This is a genomic window from Paenibacillus sp. FSL W7-1088, from assembly GCF_037969855.1.
Lineage (GTDB): Bacteria > Bacillota > Bacilli > Paenibacillales > Paenibacillaceae > Paenibacillus.
This window is the reverse complement of sequence record NZ_CP150216.1, coordinates 627,953-650,713: the sequence shown is the minus strand read 5'-3', so window position 1 is coordinate 650,713 and position 22,761 is coordinate 627,953. Positions and strand designations below refer to the sequence as shown.

The window sequence follows — 22,761 nt, the reverse complement described above, 5'->3', positions numbered from 1 at the left end:
CTCTGTCCCGTCAGAGTTGAACCTTTTGATTCAACACCATTTGTTCCAAAACCCATTTTCATTTGATTTTTTATAGTATATAACTTATACGATATCATACCAAAAAGTTGCGAAATCTCGCGTGAATGCCCGTTTTCTGCCGATGCTGGATGAATTCGGGGGCTTTCGCCAGGACCATACGTTCGGGTATAATGAAGCTTTGGCCCTGTTGATCCGCCTACTTGGGCGGTTATCCCTATCATACCAATTTACAATGCGATTGTGAAAAGGGCAAATGAATTACTTTTAAGCCGGGATAGTCCTATCCCTGAATGCATACAGAGGTGGATGAATGATGTTAAGTCCGAACTCAACGTTTTACCCCCGTCCGCTCGGGGTTACCCCGGCGGCATCCCTGCCCCAGTCCCCTTCAGCTCCGCTGGAGACCAGTAGGCAGCTCGTGGGCAGCGATGATCGGGATGCGCCTTATTTCCGCTCTCTGGAAGAGGTAGGCATCCGTCTGAACGGACCCCAGATCTCAGCGGTTCGCCACGGCAAAGGACCCCTGCTGACTCTCGCAGGAGCTGGCTGCGGCAAAACAACCGTACTGGCTGCACGTGCCGGCTACCTGATGGAGGTTAGTGGTGCTCATGCGGGAAGCATCCTGCTGGTGACGTTCACGAACAAAGCTGCCACTGAGATGAAAGACCGCATCGCATCGCTGCCTGGTATTCGTCCCGCAGCCGCACGAGCAGTGCAGGCCCGTACATTCCACTCGTTCGCGCTGACGCTGCTGCGTCATTACGGCGTGCAGGAAGAGATTTTTGGGGAGTCCCGTGCGCAGCATACCGTGCTCAAGATGCTTCTGCGCCAGAATGGCATGAGTGAGGCGTTTCAGCCTGAGAGTCTGTTGGCCATGCTGTCTGCTTGGAAAATGCAAGGCTCAGAGACGAGCGATCTTCCCGAAAAATCACAGGAGGAACGGGATGCCAAACGTGTTCTCCTTGGTTATGAAGCCTGGAAGCGGGATCGCAACAAAATGGATTTTGACGATATTTTGCTGCGAGCTGCCGCTCTGCTTCGTGATCCTGCTGTACTGGGGCCGCTTCAGCAGCGTTTTCAGTACATCATGGTCGATGAGTTCCAGGATACGAACAGTCTGCAATATGAAATTGTGCAAAAACTGGCTGCTGCCCACCGCAACCTGATGGTTGTGGGAGACGATGACCAGACGATCTATACATTTAATGGGGCACGGCAGGAATCCATTTTGGAATTCGATAAAGTTTACCCCGGTGCACGCATCGTGACGCTGGATATCAACTACCGCAGCGATGCGCGTATTCTGGGACTGGGCAGTGAATTGGTCGCCCGGAACAAACGAAGACGTGACAAGCGGCTGCGCGCAGCCGGACATCGCGGAGATGCGCCACGGTTCGCAACCCCCTCCAATGCCGAGGAAGAAGCAGCTTGGGTTGTTAACCAGTTGTGTCAGCAAGTTGAGGAAGGTTTGCATACGTATCGGGATATCGCAATCCTGCACAGGACAGCCAGCAGCAGTCGGGCTATATTCGAGCAGCTTGTGTTGAAAGATGTGCCGTTTGTACAACACGGCGCTTCCCCGGTCTTCTATGACCAGTCATTGATTCGACCGTTGATGGATCATATGCGCTTGTCTCTGAATCCACGTGCTGTAGATGCTCTGCCGAGTGCGCTGGGGCCTCTCTATGTATCCCGTGATGCCGGACTGGAGTGGATTCAGCGCAGTGAAGAGCAGCAAGCGAAGAAATATCCGCTCATCCATCTGGCCAAATGGGACAAGCTGAAGCCTTTTCAGCAGGAACAGGTCAAGGAACGCATCAAGCTGATCAAATCACTGACGAAGCTGAAACCGGTGATCGCGATCCAGGAGATGCGCCGCCAGTTTTACGACAAGTATATGGAAAGCGGTGATCCCAGCATCTTTACCCATTATAAGGAAACGATGTTGGAGACACTGGACGAATTCGAAGCTGCCGCCAAAAAATTCGAAACCGTTGAAGAGTTCATCCAATTCGCCGATGAACTCTCCCGCAGACACCGCGAGATGGAATCACTGCGCCGTTCACAGGACAGCGATGCAGTCCAACTGATGACCATTCACCGGGCCAAGGGACTTGAATTCCCATGTGTATACTGGATCGGCGCCAGCGAAGGAATCGTGCCTCACAGCACGGCACTGCGGCAGGATATCCCTGAAGACCAGAAGGCTGCTCTTACGGTGCAGCAGACAGATGCCGAACTGGATATGGCTCTGGAAGAGGAGCGACGTCTCGCCTATGTCGCAATCACACGGGCCAAACAGTACTTATACATCACTTCTCCCGCCAGTCATCACGGAAAACCGGCGGACGTTTCCCGCTTTCTGCTCGAAGCCTTCGGCATGGAGGTACCGGATAAACGCAAAAACCGCGAGGATGGCCAGACTGGCAATCACACGTCATACGGCAGTGGTAGCAGCAGCTGGAAGGGTAGCGGGAACACGAATGGTAAAGCTAACGGCAATGAGAGTAGAACTAGAAATGGAAATGCAGCATCCGTCCGTTCAGGATCGCGGCCGCAGGGACGGGATGCAATGAGTCCCGTTCAGCGTGGTTCAGATCTACGAAGTGCAGGTCAGCGTAGCGCGATCCGTCAAAGTGATCGGCGTGATTTGGAAGTACTCGATGAACGAGACGAGGATCGTCTCAGTGAGCGGCGCGGCAGCGGGGTGATTCGCAATCACACGGCGTTCAGCACCACGGGTGTAAGTCAGGCCGCTTCGTCTTCATCAAACCGTTCTGGGTCGCATTCCTCAGGAAAGACAGAACGCACGGAGACCGTGGCAATCTGGAAGTGCAGCTCGTCCACCTGCAAAGCGTGGCTGCGCCAGAAACCGGATGGTTCTTCTGCCAATTCATCCAAAAAAGCGACCTCTGGTCCTCCGCCCTGTCCACTATGTTCAGGCACGATGGAGGCCGGTACACGGAAGGTTCCGGTAACTAGCCGGTTCGGAAGATGAGTTAGGTTTAACGAACCTAGCACACGCTATTTGCTCCGATTTGCGCAAAACTGAGGTGTAACGAATCATAGTGACCTTATTTCTTCAATGTTGACCGATTTTTAGGTTCGCACGTCCGTTTTTACCTAAATAAGGTCACTGAAGTTCGTTAAAATATGTAATCTTTGAGAATTAGTCTTTTAGTATGCGGTAGGTTCGTTAACGCTTGGAGCGAGAGGAGCATCCCTTTCGAGATAGCCCCTTTGCACAAATTAGAAGAGGTGAGTTATGGAACTGGAAGCTGTAATTAAAGAGCGGATACAAGAAAGATTCGATATATTACAAGAACTGTATACGATATGGTTTACTGAAAACCCTTCTTGTATCGTCCCCAAAAAAAGATTCTATCCGGATGCACACATAGAGAGACAGAGAACGATCACATATTTATTGAACAAAGGATTTATTGTTGTAGATCCCGTAGAAAATGAACCGGAAATGGTTGCAGTGAGTATCACAGTTAATGGAATTGATTTTTTTGAACAAGGTCGTTTGGATGGCATAGGCAATGGATGGTCGGTTGTAACTGAGCACATTGATGAGTAAGACGAAGGCAAACGATAGCCATTCGTTTCAGGACGCTTCCTGCTGTTTATTAACAGTAGAAGCGTCTTTTTTCCATTTTAGAATGGAGGTTGGATTATGCTGGACGGCAAAAAGCATTACTATGTATCGGTAACCCATAATCTTATTGAACAGACCAAGAACGAATCAACTCCGTTTGAAGTCATGGTGAACGATGAACAGTTAAATCGGCTGAAAGACCTGATGAAAGTGCTGGAGGATGAAGACGCCTATACACTGCAACGAGCTCCGGTACCCTACAAATCGGCGGATCATGACGAAGCAACAGAACAATTCTCAGATGGCATGACGTTGCTGTACACGTTTCTTTACGACCATGGCACTTCGGATACCCGGCAGGCGATTGAGAGCATGAATGTACTTTCACGGCTGCAAGATACGGATTATGATGATCCAGGGTATGAGAACTCACCGCTGAATAAATGAACTTTTTTATCAAAGACTTCCTCGCTCCGATGAAACCAGACGACCTGTCTGCTTCAGGAGAGGTGGGAGTCTTTTTTATAAATTTAACTCCAATAGTATCATTATTGATACTATAAACCAAAAATGATACTACTGTTTATTTTTGATATTATGATATATGTTTATATATATACACTTATTTCTGCGAGGAGGATAACTATAGCGATGGAAAACCCAATCATGATGAAAGCATTCGGATATTACGAACCCGGGCTAGAGACTGACATACCGCCATTTCAGGAGGTAGAACTGGAGAAACCCAAACCTACAGGAAAGGATTTACTCGTTGAGGTGAAGGCGGTGTCTGTCAATCCGACGGATTGGAGGTCGCATCTTTCCAAACAACCGAACGACTTATCCCTGACCGTGCCTGGTCGTGATGTAGCGGGCGTGGTAGTGGACATCGGCTCCGATTGCCATTTGTTCAACGTTGGTGACGAAGTATATTATGCGGGGAGCAATATACGCCCAGGCGGACACAGTGAGTTTCATTTAGTAGATGAACGCATTGTCGGCAGAAAGCCGAAAAATCTGGATTTTGCCCAGGCAGCAGCTTTACCTCTGACAAGCCTTACGGCAGGAGAAGCTTTTTTTGAGCGCTTGGGCATTTCCAGGAATGCATCGGATAACGAAGGCAATAGCATGCTTATTATCGGGGCAGCGGGAGGCGTCGGCTCGATCGCTACTCAATTAGCCAAGCTCGCTGGACTTCAAGTTATAGCAACTGCCTCTCGTCCCGAATCCGTCTCTTGGGCAAAATCAAACGGAGCAGACCACGTGATCAACCATCATCAACCATTTGGACCACAACTTAAAGATCTTGGACTCGCTGATGTACAATACATTTTCGTGCTAAATCATATAGATGAGCATATGGAACAGATGGCAGACGTTATTTTGCCTCAGGGGAAAATTTGCTCCATTCTACCCTTCGAAAAACCACCCGAACTTCAAAAGTTATTCTCAAAAAGCGTAACGCTCGTCTGGGAAATGATGTTCACCCGCCCGATGTTCCAGACTGATGATATGATTGAACAGCATCTTCTGCTTAATGAAATCGCAGATCTGGTGGAGGCTGGCAAGATTCATACAACGATGGCAGAACGGATTGAACCCATTAATGCAGCTAACCTGCTGGAAGCCTACCGAAAAAGTAAATCGGGCACTGCGATTGGCAAAATCGTGTTGGAAGGGTTCGAAAAATAAACGTACATCCGTTTTGTCTGATCACGATCAGTGAATCCACCAAAGGGTGTTGTCTCTCCAAAGATAAGATGGAGAAACAACACCCTTTAATACCACATTAAATTCTACCTCTATATCAGTCCAGACGAATCTCCTGACCCTTTTCGGCTGACTCGTAAATTCCGCACAGCATCCTTGTCGAAGCCACACCATCCGCAATGGGACTAATGGGCTCGGTACCATTCAGACAGCAATCCACAAAGTGATCAATCTGATTCTGGAAGGCACCATGAATATCGAGACCTTTATAGTCTGTCTGGGGTTCAATGTTAAGGATGGTATTGTGTTTCTCGGTGACGATTAACGTCTCCGGCTCCAGCTCAAACCCACCGCGCTCGCCGTACAATCGGACTGAAGATTCTTCCCCACGTGCATGCAGGGTAAAGCTCACATCTACGGCCAAAGAAGCCCCGTTCTCGAAGCGAATCAGTGCATTCGCCATATCCTCCACATTGTTGACAGCAGAACTGTAATCTGCGGCTTTGTAAAAAGAAAGATGCTCGATATGGGCACGATTGCCCAGTTTTCGATACGTATTGCCACTCACCGAAACAGGTTTCGGTTTGCCCATCAGATACCAGCATTGGTCGATAATATGTACGCCAAGATCAATGAGCGGGCCACCGCCGGAACGGTTTTTGTCCGCAAACCAGCCTCCGGGATTTCCCAAGCGACGCAGGATAGAAGCTTTGGCATAGTACAACTCACCAAACTCACCGGCATCAATGAAACCGCGCATCATCTGCATATTGTTGTCATAACGACGCACAAAGCCCACGACAAAGGTACATCCGCTTCTCTTCACAGCCTCTTCAATCCGCAGCGCATCTTCCACATTGGTTGCTACCGGTTTTTCCAGCAGCACATGTTTACCTGCCTCCAGGGCAGCGATCGCAAATTCGGCATGTGTATTATTCCATGTACAGATACTAACGGCATCCACATGCGGGTCCTTCAGCATCTCCCGATAATCGGTGTACACAGATTGTGCATCATACTTCTCAGCAGCCGCGGCTGCACGCTGTTCGTTCAGGTCACAGATGGCGTAAATGACTGCATTCTCGTTCTTGGCATAACACCTCATATGAAGATCCGAGATGGAGCCTGTGCCGATCATGCCAATATGCAGCATTTTGCTCGTGGTCATCTTCTTCCTCCCTTCCTTTTCCAGAACATGAATATCGTCTAGTCTGCCCGGAGCATGCCTTTGTAAATCCCTGGTGTTGAATTTTCGATCTTCACGGCCCCCAGGGTCTGAGCATAGAAATCCACGGGTCCCGCCGATCCAATAATCGCGTAAGCGTAACCATCTGCCTTCATGGCATGCATACAGGCCAACAGCAGCGCTGTACCGACACCTTTGCCCCGTGCCTCCTGACCCACACCTGTTGGACCAAAGAAATTACGACATGTTGCTTCATAACAAGCGAAGCCGATCATCTTCCCATGCTCAAGTGCAATATAACAAGTCACAGGTTGACGTGCAAAAGCTACATCACATTCATCCACCCAGGGCTGGCTAAAATGGGATTTCACCCAATCCAGCACAACCTGCTTCTCTGGTGCAATGGCTCTACGGATAACAATAGAGGACTCCTCCAACTTTTTCAGTCCACTCTCTTGCTCTGGCAAATGGTAAAGCGCCACTAACATATCACTCATGTGACTTCCCCCTCCTCTTATCTGGGTGCTCCCCACCCCCATGTAATCCAGGGTTAATTCCACGTCTGAATCACACGTTTTCCACTCATTGATCCTTAACCGCATCCTGCTTCTTATAACCGGGAATCTGGCATGTTTTTCAAATAATAGACTACCATGCTGCTCACATTAATTACCTTAAAGTGCAACACTGGACGAAGTTGTCCCGTCTATAAGGATGGAACGTGGCCTTAATAGGAGTTTACCGCGTCATAACCAAGATGAGAAGGGATGAAATCAACGATGAACAACAACATGAAAAAAGTTAGTGCCCTGATGGTCCTGTCCTTGGCCCTGGGCGGGGGAGCCGCATACGCAGCAAACCTGGACAGCATTCAGCCTGTTAATTCAACTTCCGTATCAGCCGATAGCAAAGCAACTGAAGCTGTAAAAGTATCTGTGAACGGTGCTCCGATGACAGACGGTTATTGGAACAAGGATGGTCAAGTACCCATGATCGCACTGCGTGATCTCACCGAAGCACTTGGCATTGAACTGAAATGGAACAAGGAAAACAAATCTGCGGAGCTGACCAAAGGTACCCTCTGGACACTTGTAACCACAGGCAAAGACCAGTATTCAGTCAATAAAATGCTGCTTAAGCTGGGAACAGCACCTGAAATCACAAATGGCACATTGTTTGTACCCGCTTCTTTTGCAGATAAAGTACTGCACGCACAAGTGAATACAACAGGTAACCAAGTAACCATTTCCAGTGAAGAGGAAGTGAAAACCGTTACTGAGCGTGGGGTCATTACGGGAATTAACAGTAAAGGCAAGTATCAATCCATCCATATCGGCGGTGCCGTTACAGACGGTATTGTACTTAATGTTAGTGAGGATACCGTGTTCAAATCCGCGGATGGCAAGGATATCAAGCTGACTGATCTGACCATTGGCATGAACGTGGAAGCTGAGCATTCAGAGATTGCAACTCTCAGTTTACCGCCGCAAACCCCTACTTACAAAGTCACTGTACTGGATACTGCTGCTTCTGAATCCGAAGCACAACCCAAAGAAGTTCTGGGTACAGCAGGCACAATTGAAAATGTAAAAACAACAGAAAATAATGGTACTCAGATCGAGATTTCTGGCTCCCGCCTGACAGAGACAGCACCTGACCATGTTATCCTTAACATTAGCAAAGATACAAAACTTGTGAATCATCAAGGGGAAACGATCAAACCAGAGGAACTGACCAAAGGTGCTAAAGTGATTGGATTCTATAGCCCGGTCCTGACTCGCAGCCTGCCACCAATCGGAACGGCTTGGAAAGTGGTCATCGAAACACCAGCGGATCAACCTGAAGCGAAATAAGCTCTCAGTAAAGAAGCCTACCCTAATTTAGGCGTAGGGCTCAGTAGAGCTAGATTACACTATATCAATGCAAAAATAACCTTATCCCTTGCTTCCTCCTTCATGGAGGTTGGGGTAAGGTTATTTCTCGATCCTGCATTTCGTATATATGTACGCAATAGCTCTACTCCGTTATTGTTATTTCGGCTTTAACTTCAGCTTGTGCTTCAACAATCGCTTCTGCCTCAATCTCTACCATCAGCAAAGGATCAATGAGTGCACTGACCTCCACCATCGTGGCGACAGGCTGGATCTGACCAAAAAATTCACCATGGGCCTTGCCCACTTCTTCCCACCGGGAAATGTCAGTAACAAACATGCGGGTTCTCACGACATGAGACATGTCTGCTCCCAATTCTTTCAGTGCATTTTCGATGGTCTGCAAAATAAATCTCGTCTGTGCATATGGATCTCCTGCTCCAACCACAACACCATCCTGCATGGCTGTAGTACCCGCAACCTCAATTCGGTTGCCAACACGAATGGCACGGCAATATCCTACAAGCGGCTCCCAAGGAGAACCGGTAAACACCTGCTGTCTGTTCATTCTGCTTCCCCTCGCTTTAACTGTGATTTCGATTCCTGATTAAACATGAATTATATCAGCCTGCCGACTTGCTGAACAAGCAAATAAATAGGATATTAGCTGAACTTAGCTCAAATCAAAAAGCCCCTGAGTGATTTCCCGTGCCTTGGACAGGGGCTGAATCATTCAGCGGCTTTGGAGATTGAGATCCTATTCCTCAATCAAAAGATGAAGCATCAGGCTTACAGCTTGATATTAGCTTCGTCAAAGTATTCTTCAAGTGTCAGTCCACTTTTCACAATATCAGGAGCCAAATCAGTGCCAACATAGCGAATATGCCATGGCTCGTACACATAGCCGGTTATCGCTTCCTCACCTTTTGGATAACGGATGATGAACCCATATTCTGCTGCATGCTCAGCCAACCACTGGCCTTCTTTCGATGTGCCAAACACCTCTTCTATGGCATTGCCTACACTTGGACTGGAAACGTCAATCGCTAGTCCGGTCTGATGTTCGCTGTGGCCTGGCACAGAGCTTACACGATCCGTGTATTCTTGACCTTTGGTTTTGACATTGTTGTTATAGATCGACACCTGGCGCTGATAAGAACGATATCCAGATACCGCACGAAGCTCAATGTCGTCCGCTTTGGCACCGGCAAACAGCTTCTCCAACGCTTCGGCAGCTTCCTTGCGCATATGACGCTTTTCATGCGGCCCGTCGAAGGAGAACGGTACGTTAGGCTCCACCAGATCATCCGGCTCGTATCCTTCTGGCAAGCTGCGCTGTTTGTTAACGATCACGGTCATCGCTTCTGAATTGGTCACTACCGCTTGTGCATCAATCGTCGTTTGCAGCGCGCTAATGCTGCGTTTCTCCATAAGGGAATTCTCTGCTGTGGTGGCTCCATTGCCTGCGTCAGAAGAACCCGCTCCCCCAGTTGATGCATTGCCGGAACCACTATCTGTACCTTCATTGTTATTGTCCGAAGATGAGCTGTCAGCCCCACCTGTGTTGCTGCCATCCTTGCCAGTATCCTCCGTCAAATGAACCGTGGTACCGTCCGACTCTTGCTGTGCGCTTCCTGCTGCGTTCAGATTCTGGTTCTCCTCCGAGCCTGAGCCGTCCTGGCAAGCAGATAACAAAGCGGCGCATATCATAAGTGAGGACAGCATAACCGCAATGTGGCGCTGTCGTCCTGTACGTAATTTCATGTAAAAACTCCTATCGCATAGTAATAATAATTGCCGTATTCGTGCATGTGGGCTTGTCTTCCCCTGCGACAGTATACCTCAAATTGCTGCGAAGCTCCACCGGTAAAGACCTCCTTGAGAGGAGGTCACCCTAAAGATATGCCGGGTGTACAGCTTGTACGGTCGTTTTTTGGACTTTTAGAGCCCTATCCCAAGGTTCAACGCCATAGAAGCGAATTAGAAATGTATATATCCATTTTGGATCAAAAGGATTACGCCGATGCACAGCACAAACAAGCGGGGATGATCTAAGATCTCCCCCCGCTCGTAATGGTGCATCATTTGGTTGCCGGGCTGTCCTTCTTCTTCTTTTGGACAGCCTCCCACATCCGCGCAGCTACGCGCTCGCGGATCAATGCCAGCCCTGCGGTGGCAGGCACGCCTGGCAGCAGGGCCGCCAGCTCTGGCGTTGCCGGGGGCTTGCCCGGCTGCGCCAGCCGCACCTTCACGGCGCCGAAGCCAGGCCCCGGCTGGTGCATGGCGCCGTCCGCGGCTGCCTCGGCGATCCACTCGCCGACGGCTGCGCCGCCTTCGCCGCCCCGCGCCTGCGGGCGGCCGGCCGTTTCGGCTGCGCGGCCGGGGCCGCTGGGATCCCGGGCGAGTTCTTCCGCCCATGATCCCAGCACGCCGGCGAGCAACGCTTCGCGCGGCAAGCCGGCGTGCGCCAGCTGCAGCAGCGGCTCGGCCGCGAAGCGCGCGGCAACGGCGCGCTCAGCGGCCGCGGCATGCGCGCAGCCCGGGCGGCCGCAGGTGCACGTCGCTGCGCCGCCCGCGCTTAGCGAGCTGCCAGCGGCTGTGCCGTGCTCAGCCTCGCTTGGCGCATACCGCGGCAGCAGCCCGCCCTGCTCCGCCGGGGCAGGGCCGCCGCGCAGCAGCGCGTACAGCGCCAGCGGGCGCTTGCGCAGCTGTTCCAGCACAGCCTCGCGTTCAGCTTCACTGAGCTGCGGCAGCGTGCCTGTTACCGTAAACAAGCCTTCGGCTGATTCGGTCTTGCCTGCGGCTGCTAATGCCTCTTTGCCTGAATTAGCAGCCGCACTAACTTCTGCTGTCCATCCACCGGGGGACATATGCAGCTCTACATTCCATTTTTCGCTCACAACAATCCCCCTTCCTGTCACAATATTTTGCATGTACTATTTATCCTAGCAACTTACAGCCATGTCTCGCCCTGAAGCGAGATCAGGCCACGCAGCTCATCGTCCGACATCTCGGTCAGCCAGTTCTCACCGGAACCGACCACTTGCTCAGAAAGTGCCTTTTTACTCTCAATCAGCTCATCAATCCGTTCCTCCAGGGTACCCTGACAGATCAGCTTATGCACCTGTACGTTTCGATTCTGCCCAATCCGGAATACCCGGTCTGTCGCCTGATTCTCCACCGCAGGATTCCACCACCGATCGTAGTGAACGACATGACTGGCACGCGTCAGATTCAGGCCCACACCTCCGGCACGAAGAGACAGGACAAACAAGGATGGCCCCTCCCCTTTTTGGAAGGTTTCCACCATATCATCTCTTTGCGACTTCGATACGCCGCCATGCAGGAAGTAAGGTTCTTCCTCATAGCGCTGTTTAAGCCGGGATACGAGCAGTTCCCCCATCGCCACATACTGAGTGAAAATCAGCGCCGACTCCCCGTTGTCACGGATTGCATCCAGCAATTCCAGCAAACGTTCCATTTTGCCGGATGCCTCAGCCTTGCCATGTTCCTTCCGGCTGCTGTCCGCCAGCACCGGATGGTCACAGATCTGCTTCAGCTTGGTCAGTGATGACAACACAATTCCCTTACGAGCGATACCGTTTCGTCCATCCAATCCGCCCATCAGATCATCCACCACCCGCTGATACAGAACGGTCTGTTCTGGTGTCAGGGAACAATAGGATTTCAGTTCCAGCTTCTCCGGCAGGTCCTTGCGGATATCCGGATCACTTTTCAGCCTGCGCAGCATAAAGGGCGATACAAGCCGATGAAGCTCACGCAAAGAGGCTGCATTTTCTTCGGATGGGCCCAGTCCGGTATAGCGCTGGCGGAATGTAGAAGCCGTGCCCAGATACCCCGGATTGAGGAATTGGAAAATGGACCACAGCTCGCTTAGTCGATTCTCCACTGGCGTACCCGTCATCGCAATGCGATGCGGCGTAGACAGACGCATGACGCTTTGCGCTTGCTTTGTACGGTAATTTTTAATATATTGCGCCTCATCCAGCACAACGGTAGACCAGTGCAATGAAGCCAGATCCGGGCCATCCCGGCCAGCCAGATGATAGGTCGTCAGCACAATATCATGGGACTGTGCTTCCGCCTGGAAGGCATTGCCGTGCAACCGTTGTCCGCCATGATGAATATATAACGACAGATTCGGAGCAAAACGCTTCAGCTCACGCTGCCAGTTCCCGAGCAACGAGGTAGGACACACAATAAGTGCAGGCAGATGCGCATCATGCACATGCGGTTGTTCACTGTTCCCGAACTCTTCTTCCATCCCCATAAACGCTTCGTGCTCACGCGCTTCATCTGCCGCGGCTTGCTGTTCCTCCTGTTTCAAGTCCAGCAAGCAGGTGATAACCTGAATCGTTTTTCCCAGTCCCATATCATCGGCAAGACATACTCCGAACCCAAGCTCACGCATGGCGGATAACCATTGGTATCCCCGCTCTTGATAGGGTCTCAGCTCGCCGTGCAGCTCTGCCGGAACTTGACGAGGCTCAATACTGCGGAGCACCTGCCCGTCGAGCAAAAAGGACAGCAGCCCCTCGGATTCCGCACCAAAGACGGAAAGTCCCTTCCATGCGGTATCTTCGCCTTCTTCCGCTGCCAGATGCAGCCATTCGGATAGAGGCATATATTGTTCTTCTTCTTTTTTCATATAACGCAGAACCTGGCGAATCTCTTTTGTATCCACTTCAATCCATTCGCCGCGGAACATCACATAAGGCACCGTTGCTTCTGCAAGGGCAGCCAGCTCCTCCGCCGTAACCGGTTTGCCGTCCAGCATCGGTTCTGCCTTGAAGGCAACCAGCTGCTCCATGCCCAGTGCAGACGGGGCCCCGACCGGTCTTTCTATGCCACGATTGAGCATTTGCAGACGTAGCCCAGCGCGGCGTTTCCCTGCTCGGCTCCAGCGGGAAGGCATTAACACGGTTACTCCCGCCTTCTGCAGACGAGGCACAGCATAGGTCAAAAATTCAAAAAAGGCTTGCTGTTCCAGCTTCATTCCTTCCGGTCGTGCATGAAGAAGCGCCGTTTCCAGCTCCGGTGCCAGTTCTGATGCATGCCCCAACGCCATCAGGAACTGTTCTGCAGCTGAAATATAACGCACTTTACCTCGGTCCAGATCTCGTTCCGGATGTGCCCAGATTGTGCGCGCAGGCAATCTCAGCCCAGATTCCTGCACACTGTCTGCCCAGAAGGTAATCCCCCACAATGATTCATGATCACCAAGGGGCGGTTCCAGCCGCAGTACCAGCTTCAGCTCCCCTTCCGTGGGAGCCGTTTCTTCACTGCCTACCACGGGTCTCGCCGTACCGCCAGCTTCTTGCAGCGTTCCAATGAGTTCTGCCATTTCTTCCGTAGGTCCCTGCACCGTCACCGGGCGGAACATCGAGATCAGACTATTCCACCACAGCTCTGCTACCGGAGAGGACCCACGCCGGAATGGCGTGCGGTAACGAGACAGCTCACTGTCCATGCTTTCCATCTCACTCGTGACAACCGCATGAATCATTCCGCTCATAAATGAAAATAATACGGCTGCTCCCGCTTCCTCCCGTGATTCCGGTTCAGAAGATGCGTATGCTCCAGGTGCAGACAATCCGATCGGCGGCATGGATTCCGCCAACTCCCGGAATCGTTCCACATCCGCTTCCTGCAGCAGACGCGGACGCCATACACCTGTCAGTGTTTCCTGTCCGGTGCGCCGACGCGCACCCGTCTTGGCCGCAAACTCAGCGGATGGAGCAAATTCTCCACGCAGCAGCAGTTCCTGTGTAAACTGTGCTGCTTTCACCCAATAGCGAATCTCTTCTCCGGCCTGAATTCCTGCCGCATTCAATATACTTTCGTCCCAATGGAGCAGCAGCTTGAATGTATCTTTAGGCGAGATTGCCAGCCCTTCCAACGTCCGTCCGAGCAATTGACGCCGCTTCGTACCCTTCGCTTCCGCGGCATTACGCATCGGATTGGGCCAACGAAGCTCCGCAAGGCGCAGAGCGGCAGGCTGAAACAGACGACCCCCGTCGCCAAAATTCAGCTTCCGTACCACGTGGCTCCACGCATCCACACGTGGCTCCGATGTTTCACCGGAAAAACAAAAAAATACGTCACCAAGCCATACTCCATACAGCGATTGCATCATTACAGTCTCCCGTCATCCCTTCGCATTGTTACTCTCCATCATATACGAAAATGCTCGGATTTAAAAACGTTTACGCATAAAAAGTGCTACATCACTTCGAAAAACCATCTTCAAACCACTTCGTACTATATTATGTATGGCTGTTAAAAGGTGAAACACACCACGTCATTGCATTCAACGATTAGGTGATCACACTAAAAAATGCCCCTCGTTCCCAAAAAGGGATAAGGAGCATTATCTAAATCAAGCGGATATGTGCTTTGTATATAACATTTCAACGTTGCGTTTACTGCGATTTGGTTAAATTACCGAGCAATACATCCAAATTAAGAATGCCCGCCTCATGATCGTCATTGTGTGCGATTTCCTTGAATATGCCCGTTGTGTAACGTCGATATTCTTCCGTAGGCTCTTCAAACCGATCATACATCACCACGGAATCCACGGAATCGACGACGAGCGGTACATAATCGTCGTGGTAAGGTACAACAATGATACGCGTCGAAGGTGTAGGCTCCTCGTCAGGCATGCCGAGCAGGACGCGGACACTCACAACAGAGACCACTTTGCCGTACAAGGGTGTGAAACCCTTGATCTCAGGACTGCCAAAAGGAACGGTGGTTACCGGGAGCATTTTAATAATTTCATGAACTTCATCAATTCGAAGCGCACAAATCTGATTTCCGACCGAGAAATTGATGTATTGAATTTGAACTTCCTCATCCATAGATGTTTTCATACCCTTCTTGTTTTCAGTTTCAATAGAAGCTTTTTATAGTCATCTTGATCATGAATCATTACATTTCATGTTGCTTTCTCTGTGTTTATATCGGTTAAAGCGAGATAAATTTTTACCCATTTCTTAATATGAAGATTCTATCGTCAGAAAATAAAGGCAGCAGAGCAGATATAAAAAGAAAAATGCAAACAGAGCTCCAAGTAAACCGGGAGTTTGTTTGCAATTTCTGAACGTATTTTTCAGTTCGAATGATCACTCTAATACAAATGGCACGCCACCTGACGCCCTGGTGAAATCTCCCGCAGCTCCGGGATGACGGAGCGGCATTCGTCCTTCACATACGGACAGCGGGTATGGAAGGTGCAGCCGGACGGTGGATTTTCCGGATTGGGCACATCGCCGCCCAGGACGATCCGTTCCTTTTGCACATTCGGATCAGGAACCGGAACAGCGGACATTAATGCTTTGGTATATGGATGCAGCGCCTCGGTAAACAGTTCGGATGTTGGCGCAAGCTCGACCACTTTGCCCAGATACATGACAGCCACACGATCACTGATGAACTTAACGACAGACAAGTCATGAGAGATGAACATATACGTCAGCCCGAATTGTTCCTGCAGATCCTGCATCAGGTTCAGCACCTGTGCCTGAATGGACACATCCAGCGCTGACACAGGCTCGTCACACACAATGAATTTGGGATTCAAAGCGAGAGCACGGGCAATCCCGATCCGTTGGCGTTGTCCACCCGAGAACTCGTGCGGAAAGCGATGTGCCTGGTAGGGGGATAATCCGACCACTTCCATCAGTTCTTCGATTCGGCTCTTTAACTCGTTTTTGCCCAGATTGTGGTGGGTAAGCAGCGGCTCCTCCAGTGTACGCTGTACTGTCCATCGAGGATCAAGGGAGGCGTATGGGTCCTGGAACACCATCTGCATATCCGTTCGGAAACGACGCAGCTCTTCTGGCGGCAGCTTCCGTACATCCTTGCCTTCGAAGAATACTTCACCATCTGTTGGTTCAATCAGACGCAGGATGGCACGCCCCGTGGTGGATTTTCCGCAGCCGGACTCTCCAACCACGGCGAGTGTTTCCCCGCGCTCCACAGACAGTGTTACACCATCGACTGCTTTGACGGCACCGACCTGTTTGGAGAACAGGCCTTTGCGGATAGGGTAATGCTTCTTGAGGTTTCTGACTTCCAATATCGCACTCATATAATCCCCTCCTGTTGCAGCAGACAGCGGCAGCTGTGGCTTGGTGCTGTCTCCAGTAATTCGGGCTGTATCGTCTCGCATCGTGCTTCCTTCACCGGACAACGAGGGGCAAAACGGCAGCCGGAAGGCATATGGGCCGGATTCGGCACCTGACCTGGAATGGATTGAAGACGATCCTGATCCCCTGCAAGCTGCGGCAGCGAAGCGAGTAGACCGCGAGTATATGGATGCTTGGGATCGGCAAAAAGGGTTTTGACATCCGTCTCTTCCACCACTTGTCCGGCATACATCACCATGACGCGATCACACATCTCAGCTACAACACCGAGATCATGGGTGATCATCATGATTGCCATATTCTCCGTCCGCTGGAGGTCACGCATCAAGTCCAGAATCTGTGCCTGGATGGTCACATCCAGGGCTGTTGTCGGTTCATCCGCGATGAGCAGCTGCGGGCTGCATACCATCGCCATGGCGATCATCACCCGCTGGCGCATGCCACCTGAGAGCTGGTGCGGGTATTGTTCTGCAATCTTGTCAGGGCGGGGAATGCCGACTTTGCGAAGCATATCAACCGACCGTGCCCAAGCCTCTTTTTTGCCCAGCTTCAGATGGTATCGTGCCGCTTCCGAGATTTGTTTGCCGATTTTGAATACCGGATTGAGCGAGGTCATCGGCTCCTGGAAAATCATGGCCATTCGGTTGCCCCGAATTCGACGAATTTCTCGCCCGGACAGCTTAAGCATGTCTTTCCCCTGGAAACGGACTTCCCCTGACGCCACGCGTCCGATCTTTTTGGGGAGCAGCTGCATGATTGATAACGATGTAATACTTTTCCCGCATCCCGATTCTCCGACAATACCCAGCGTTTCACCCTGCCGTATGGAAAGACTGATCCCGTCCACTGCACGGATTACGCCTGCATCCGTGATGAATTCTGTCCGCAAATCCGAAACTTCGAGCAGTTCAGCCATGTTGTTCCCCTCCCCTACCATTACGTTTTGAACTTTTTTTCTTTTTTCTTCTAAAAGAATTAACGCTTGGACGTCGTAGCTTCTTCGGAAGCAGCAGTCTTCGAATTCTTCAAGGACATTTCATCTTCCATACCTTCCACGCCCAAATATTTAAGCGCGCTCAGCGCGTATACTTTGGCGCACTGGATAATCTGCCATACGGGTGCTTTTTCGTTGAAATTATGAATTGTGGACAGCTCTGCCGGACCATATTGCAATACCGGAATCTGATGATTCCGGAAGTGGCGTGCATCGCTGGATGCCCATTGCAGCACACCGTACGCCTCTTCGCCGCTCACTTCGCTGATGCTCTCCACCAGTTGGCTCACGATTGGTTCATGCGCTGGAGTCCAGTTGGCATTGCCCTGGAAGCCAAACGGCTTCAGCTCCGATTCTATTCCTGCTTCAAGCAGAAGCGAGCGAGCACGGTCCAATACATCCCGGTAATCCACACCAAATGGAACGCGAGAGTCCACCTGAACAGTGCAGCGATCCGCTACCACATTCACCTTGGTTCCACCCTGAATGGAACCGATATTCACCGTGACATGGTCGAACACCTGATAAGCCAGACCTGCCTTCTCCCGATCACGCGCGTACTCCTGCGAGATGCGGATAATCTCCTTCACCTCTTCCGGGATGTCTGGTTTGATGTCCCACAGCCGCTGCAAGGCTTCAATGCCTTTAGCTGCCTTCACAATCGCATTATCGCCTACAATAGGTTGAAGACTGCCATGACCCGGTGTCCCTTCCACCGTAAATTCAAACCAGCAGCTTCCCTTTTGTCCAATGGTTGGATGCTGCGGGCTGGACGGCTCTGCAATTACCGCGGCAGTTCCGGTTGCAAGACCACGTTCCAGAACCCACGGTACCCCCAGGTCACCGCCTGTTTCTTCATCTGGAACAATCATCAGCGACAGATCACCACGCAAAGGAACACCCAGCTTCGCCAGAATAACCGTCGCAAAGATTAAGCCAGCAAGCCCGCCTTTCATGTCGGATGCCCCGCGTCCCAGCATATATCCGTCCTTGATTTCACCGCAGAACGGATCAAAATCCCAACGGGAAAGATCCCCGGCTGGCACAACGTCCGTATGACCACAGAAAATCAGATGTTTGTCTGACTTGTCCGCGCCTTCTCCGTGTAACGTCGAGATCAGGTTAAACATCGTTTCCGTTGCCGCATGTACTTTGGTGTCTATTCCAGCCCGATGCAGATATTCGATAATAAAAGCGCTAATCTCACGCGAATCCCCTGGAGGGTTCTCCGTCGGAAAACGAATCAGCTGTGAACAGAGCTCCAGTAATTCGTCCTGGCCTTCCTCGATTGCATCAAGTACCTTCCTTTTCCAATCCATCCTGTTCAGGCTCCTTTCAATATGGGCTGTATGGTGGTCCGTACGAATCGTCAGAAGACAGGCATGATTGCCTGTCCCCCAGATCGTCCGTTCGTTTACTGCTCTTTGCTAAGCGGGTAGAAACGCAGAACCTCATCCGGATAATACACGTATCCGCTGACCTTGTTATTCATGCCGACAACCCGGTTGTATTCGTATAGATACGCCCATGGCGCTTCTGTCGTAATAATCTCCTGTGCCTTCATGTATAGCTCGTTGCGTTTCGCCTGATCCGGTTCGGCACCTGCTTCTTCCCACAGCTTGTTAACTTCCGCATTGTTGTAATGAATGTAGTTGGAAGAGCCTTTGCCATAGAGCAGGAAGCCCAGATGGTACCCAGGGTCGTTAACAAATGAAGTCCATTTGGAGATGTAAGAGACTAAATTCCCTTCTTTTTGCTGTTCCAGGAACTGTGCACGAGCGACTTTGTTAATGTTCATTTTGACACCGATCTTGGCCAGCTCTGCTTGAATCAGAACCGCATCATACTCCCAGTCGTCAAAGCCGGAACCGAGGGTAAAGTCAAAGCTGAACCCTTCCGCATAACCTGCTTCTTTCAACAATGCCTTGGCTTTGTCCAGATTGTACTCGTACACATAGCCTGCATCCGTAAAGCCTGGTGTGTTACTTGCTACAGCACTTTTCATCTCTTTGGCTTGACCGTACATAACATCGTTAATCAATTGATCATAAGGGATAGCATAGTTGATGGCCTGACGCACTTTTTCATTATCAAACGGTTTGACATTGTTGTTCATCGCGAAGAACAAAATGCGGTTACTCGCATTGGACTTGATGGTCAAATCACTGTTCTCCTGCAAAGCTGCAACATCTTTGGGAGGAATCTCGATCGCCATGTCCACGTCACTCTTGTTCAGCAGCAGAACACGGTTGGAGGCTTCCTTCGTGAATTTCAGCGTGACTTTGCTAAGCTTCGGTGCACCCTGCCAGTAGTCGTTGTTAGCCTGGAAGACTGCTTCACTGGCCGGGTCCCACTTTTCAAGCGTGAACGGGCCTGATCCGGCAGCATTCGTTTTCAGATAATCATCACCTTTTTCCTCGACCAGCTTCTGGTCCACAATGGAGAAGGTATACATGGCAATGATCTGGGTGAACATGTGGTTTGCTTTATTCAGTACGATCTCCACGGTGGAGTCGTCCTTGGCGGTCACGCTCTTGATGTCGGCCATTCCGTATAGAAAGCTGCCGGAGCTGGACTTCGCCACACGGTCAAAAGAGTACACAACCGCATCCGCATTGACCGGATTTCCACTTTGGAATTTCAGACCGCTTTTGATTTTGAACGTATACGTTGTATTGTCATCAGACACTTCCCAGCTCTCGGCGAGCATCGGCTGAATATCCTCCGTGTTGGCTACGTCAGCACCATCCACCGTTTTGACACCATAGGTTACCAACTGGTCATAGGTTGCCAGTACCAAGGTATCCGAGGTCAGGTCATTCGCCTCCGCCGGGTCCATCGTGGTTCCCCCCTCAGAATAAGCAACCGTCAGTGTTGGCGCGGGTTTTGTTTCCTCTCCTGAGCCGGATGCCGCAGGCTGCTGGTTGGCATTGCTGGCACAGCCGCCAAGAACAACGGTAAGAGCAATCATTGCAGAAAACCATTTGAGCTTTTTCATGTTTAGTTTCCTCCCCTTTTTGAACCAGTCTTATGATGTGATACTGTAAAACGTTGCAGCTTTTATTAGACAAAGTAAATGTGTGCACCAGTACCTTGGAAAGCAACTTACCCATTTCCTGATACCAACCGCAGCAGTATTCATTCTGCCTACTGCCGGCGATGGAACCTTGCATGCCATTAGTCCAAGGCATTCCCCGCAAGTCGGTTCCGCCAGCTAGCTATCTATGAATCGGTTCTGTAGAGGCTGATGGTGACCCACCTCTATTTTCCCGAACGCAACCTTGGATCCAGTACATCACGGAAACCATCTCCGAGCAGGTTAAAGCCAAGAATGGATGTGGCTATAGCCAGTCCAGGGAATGTCACGAGCCACCATTGTCCGGAAATGATATACTCCCGGCCTTCAGAGATCATGGCTCCCCATTCGGCTGTAGGCGGTTTGACGCCAAGACCGAGAAAGCTCAAACTGGATGCCGTCAGAATGGCAAAGCCCATACCGAGCGTAGCTTGTACCAACAGCGGTGCCAAAGCATTCGGCAAGATGTGGCGAAACAGAATCACTCTGTCCCTCACACCAATCGCTCTGCTGGCTTCCACATATTCCTTTTCGCGCAGGGATACCGTCTGCCCATACATCAATCTGGCAAATTCGGGAATGCCCACAATCCCTACAGCAATCATGGCACTCGTCAGTCCGTTGCCGATGGAAGCCGCAATGGCCATGGAGAGTACCAGCGAGGGAAATGCAAGCAACACATCCATCACCCGCATGATGATATTGCCAGTACGTCCGCCGTAGTAAGCAGCAATTCCGCCCAGCGGAACCCCGATGACAAACGAGATGCTGACAGCAATCAAGCCTGTCCAGATGCTGATTCTGGCTCCATACAGAACACGACTCAGAATGTCACGACCATAGTTATCGGTACCGAACCAGTGACCACCTGACGGGGATTCCAGCTTCACAGCCGTATTCGTCACGTACGGATCATAAGGGGCAATCCATGGGGCAATCGCTGCGATGACAGTCCACATCACGATAAAGGCCAGACCAATAGCAGCGAGCCGATTGCGGAGCAACAATCTCAGAAAGGTTTTAGGTTTGGGAACAACCGCTGGTGCAGGTTTGGTTCCCATGGAAGTTGGTGCGGCAGTACTCACAACAGTACTCCTCCTTTCGCGGCGACCCTATTCATAACGGATTCGTGGATCAATCAATCCATAGACCAGATCCACCGCCAGATTTATAAAGCTGAACAGAATGGCACTTACCAGTGTGAAAGCCTGAATTGGTGCATAATCAGCAGCCAGAATCGAATCTGTGACATAACCGCCGACGCCGGGCCAGGAAAAGATAGTTTCCGTGATGACCGCACCACCGAGTAATCCGCCAAACTGAAGGCCAAGAACGGTCAACGTGGGAATCAGCGCATTGATCAGGGAATGTTTGCCGACGACCGCGGTTTCGCTCAAGCCCTTGGCTCGTGCGGTACGCACATAGTCCTGTCCGATGACTTCCAGCATGCTGGACCTGGTCATACGTGCCACTATTGCCATTGTCCCTGTGCTCAGGCAGATGGCCGGAAGCAGCAAATGCGCAAGACTGCTTTTGAGTGCAACCATATCTCCGGTCATCAGACTGTCTACGACATACAATCCGGTGATATGCGTCGGTGGATTGAGGTCTCCGCTGATGCGTCCCATTGGAGCCGGAGCCCAGCCGAGGATGGAATAGAAGATGTAAATAAACAGCAGTCCCAGCCAGAAGATGGGTACACATGCTCCAATCAAGGAGAACACTCTGGAGATGTGGTCGATAAAGGACTCTTTTCGAGTTGCAGCGATAATGCCTACCGGAATCGCAACACAGATGGCTATAATCACACTGGCCAATGTCAGCTCGATGGTTGCCGGAAAGCGGGTAGCAAAATCACTTAGCACCGTATGACCGGTATGGTAGGCAAATCCCAGATTCCCTTGGAGCAACTGTCCCACGTAACTAAAAAACTGTACAAATAATGGCTTGTCCAATCCCATGTCCATTCGGATTTTGGCAATGACATCATCCGTGGCCTGTTCGCCAGCCATGACAATGGCGGGATCTCCCGGAAGAACGCGGGACAGGATGAAGGTAATCACCACAATGCCGATCAGCGCCGGAATCATCTGCAGCAGCCTTCGGAGCGTATAAGCAAACAATCGAT

At 50.9% G+C, this 22,761-nt stretch carries 18 protein-coding genes; 5 read left to right on the top strand and 13 right to left on the bottom strand.

The features are described 5' to 3' along the window. Nucleotides 1-334 precede the first annotated feature (334 nt). The 4 genes from MKY42_RS03045 to MKY42_RS03030 all read left to right on the top strand — a co-directional run bounded on the left by MKY42_RS03045 (nt 335) and on the right by MKY42_RS03030 (nt 5,314). Nucleotides 335-3,019 carry a UvrD-helicase domain-containing protein gene (locus tag MKY42_RS03045; RefSeq protein ID WP_339852684.1) on the top strand — a complete coding sequence of 895 codons (2,685 nt, stop codon included), beginning with the start codon at nt 335-337 and terminating at the stop codon, nt 3,017-3,019. Between the two features lie 267 nt (nt 3,020-3,286). After that, nucleotides 3,287-3,604: a hypothetical protein gene (locus MKY42_RS03040; protein WP_179261900.1), complete on the top strand. Its 318-nt coding sequence runs from the start codon at nt 3,287-3,289 to the stop codon at nt 3,602-3,604. Between the two features lie 96 nt (nt 3,605-3,700). After that, on the top strand, nt 3,701-4,069 hold the full coding sequence (locus MKY42_RS03035; protein WP_339848450.1) for a hypothetical protein: 369 nt from the start codon (nt 3,701-3,703) through the stop codon (nt 4,067-4,069). A 204-nt stretch (nt 4,070-4,273) separates the two neighbouring features. Further along, nucleotides 4,274-5,314 carry a zinc-binding alcohol dehydrogenase family protein gene (locus tag MKY42_RS03030; RefSeq protein ID WP_339848448.1) on the top strand — a complete coding sequence of 347 codons (1,041 nt, stop codon included), beginning with the start codon at nt 4,274-4,276 and terminating at the stop codon, nt 5,312-5,314. Nucleotides 5,315-5,429: 115 nt separating this feature from the next. Here MKY42_RS03030 and MKY42_RS03025 read toward each other — a convergent pair whose 3' ends face one another. After that, complete coding sequence (locus MKY42_RS03025; RefSeq protein ID WP_179261904.1) at nt 5,430-6,500, bottom strand: Gfo/Idh/MocA family oxidoreductase; 1,071 nt, start codon at nt 6,498-6,500, stop codon at nt 5,430-5,432. A gap of 38 nt (nt 6,501-6,538) precedes the next feature. After that, complete coding sequence (locus MKY42_RS03020) at nt 6,539-7,015, bottom strand: GNAT family N-acetyltransferase (RefSeq protein ID WP_090904216.1); 477 nt, start codon at nt 7,013-7,015, stop codon at nt 6,539-6,541. A gap of 282 nt (nt 7,016-7,297) precedes the next feature. Between MKY42_RS03020 and MKY42_RS03015 the strand changes: the two genes are divergently transcribed. Beyond that, complete coding sequence (locus MKY42_RS03015) at nt 7,298-8,371, top strand: copper amine oxidase N-terminal domain-containing protein (RefSeq protein WP_339848445.1); 1,074 nt, start codon at nt 7,298-7,300, stop codon at nt 8,369-8,371. 163 nt (nt 8,372-8,534) lie between these two features. On the opposite strand, the gene MKY42_RS03010 is transcribed toward MKY42_RS03015, so the two are convergent. The 11 genes from MKY42_RS03010 to MKY42_RS02960 form a co-directional block, all read right to left on the bottom strand. Continuing rightward, a complete protein-coding gene (locus tag MKY42_RS03010; RefSeq protein ID WP_179261906.1) occupies nt 8,535-8,957 on the bottom strand; it encodes a RidA family protein in 423 nt (140 codons plus the stop codon). 221 nt (nt 8,958-9,178) lie between these two features. After that, complete coding sequence (locus MKY42_RS03005) at nt 9,179-10,114, bottom strand: D-alanyl-D-alanine carboxypeptidase family protein (RefSeq protein WP_256222441.1); 936 nt, start codon at nt 10,112-10,114, stop codon at nt 9,179-9,181. Between the two features lie 356 nt (nt 10,115-10,470). Then, nucleotides 10,471-11,289: a hypothetical protein gene (locus tag MKY42_RS03000; RefSeq protein WP_339848442.1), complete on the bottom strand. Its 819-nt coding sequence runs from the start codon at nt 11,287-11,289 to the stop codon at nt 10,471-10,473. A gap of 53 nt (nt 11,290-11,342) precedes the next feature. Next, complete coding sequence (locus MKY42_RS02995) at nt 11,343-14,546, bottom strand: DEAD/DEAH box helicase (RefSeq protein ID WP_339848440.1); 3,204 nt, start codon at nt 14,544-14,546, stop codon at nt 11,343-11,345. A gap of 286 nt (nt 14,547-14,832) precedes the next feature. After that, nucleotides 14,833-15,285, bottom strand: coding sequence for a chemotaxis protein CheW (locus MKY42_RS02990; RefSeq protein WP_090904210.1), 453 nt, complete (start codon nt 15,283-15,285; stop codon nt 14,833-14,835). Nucleotides 15,286-15,542: 257 nt separating this feature from the next. Continuing rightward, a complete protein-coding gene (locus MKY42_RS02985; RefSeq protein ID WP_090904209.1) occupies nt 15,543-16,505 on the bottom strand; it encodes a dipeptide ABC transporter ATP-binding protein in 963 nt (320 codons plus the stop codon). Then, nucleotides 16,502-17,479, bottom strand: coding sequence for an ABC transporter ATP-binding protein (locus MKY42_RS02980; RefSeq protein WP_339848437.1), 978 nt, complete (start codon nt 17,477-17,479; stop codon nt 16,502-16,504). The genes MKY42_RS02985 and MKY42_RS02980 overlap by 4 nt, the downstream gene beginning before the upstream one ends. A 59-nt stretch (nt 17,480-17,538) precedes the next feature. Then, the gene (locus tag MKY42_RS02975; RefSeq protein WP_257031636.1) at nt 17,539-18,876 is read right to left on the bottom strand and encodes an ArgE/DapE family deacylase; all 1,338 of its coding nucleotides are present in this window, start codon (nt 18,874-18,876) and stop codon (nt 17,539-17,541) included. Nucleotides 18,877-18,971: 95 nt separating this feature from the next. Next, nucleotides 18,972-20,555 (bottom strand): ABC transporter substrate-binding protein, encoded by a 1,584-nt coding sequence (locus MKY42_RS02970; protein ID WP_090904207.1) that lies wholly within the window; start codon nt 20,553-20,555, stop codon nt 18,972-18,974. A gap of 263 nt (nt 20,556-20,818) precedes the next feature. Then, nucleotides 20,819-21,694, bottom strand: coding sequence for an ABC transporter permease (locus tag MKY42_RS02965; RefSeq protein WP_063568004.1), 876 nt, complete (start codon nt 21,692-21,694; stop codon nt 20,819-20,821). A 51-nt stretch (nt 21,695-21,745) separates the two neighbouring features. Further along, nucleotides 21,746-22,756, bottom strand: coding sequence for an ABC transporter permease (locus MKY42_RS02960; RefSeq protein WP_170867904.1), 1,011 nt, complete (start codon nt 22,754-22,756; stop codon nt 21,746-21,748). Nucleotides 22,757-22,761: the final 5 nt, after the last annotated feature.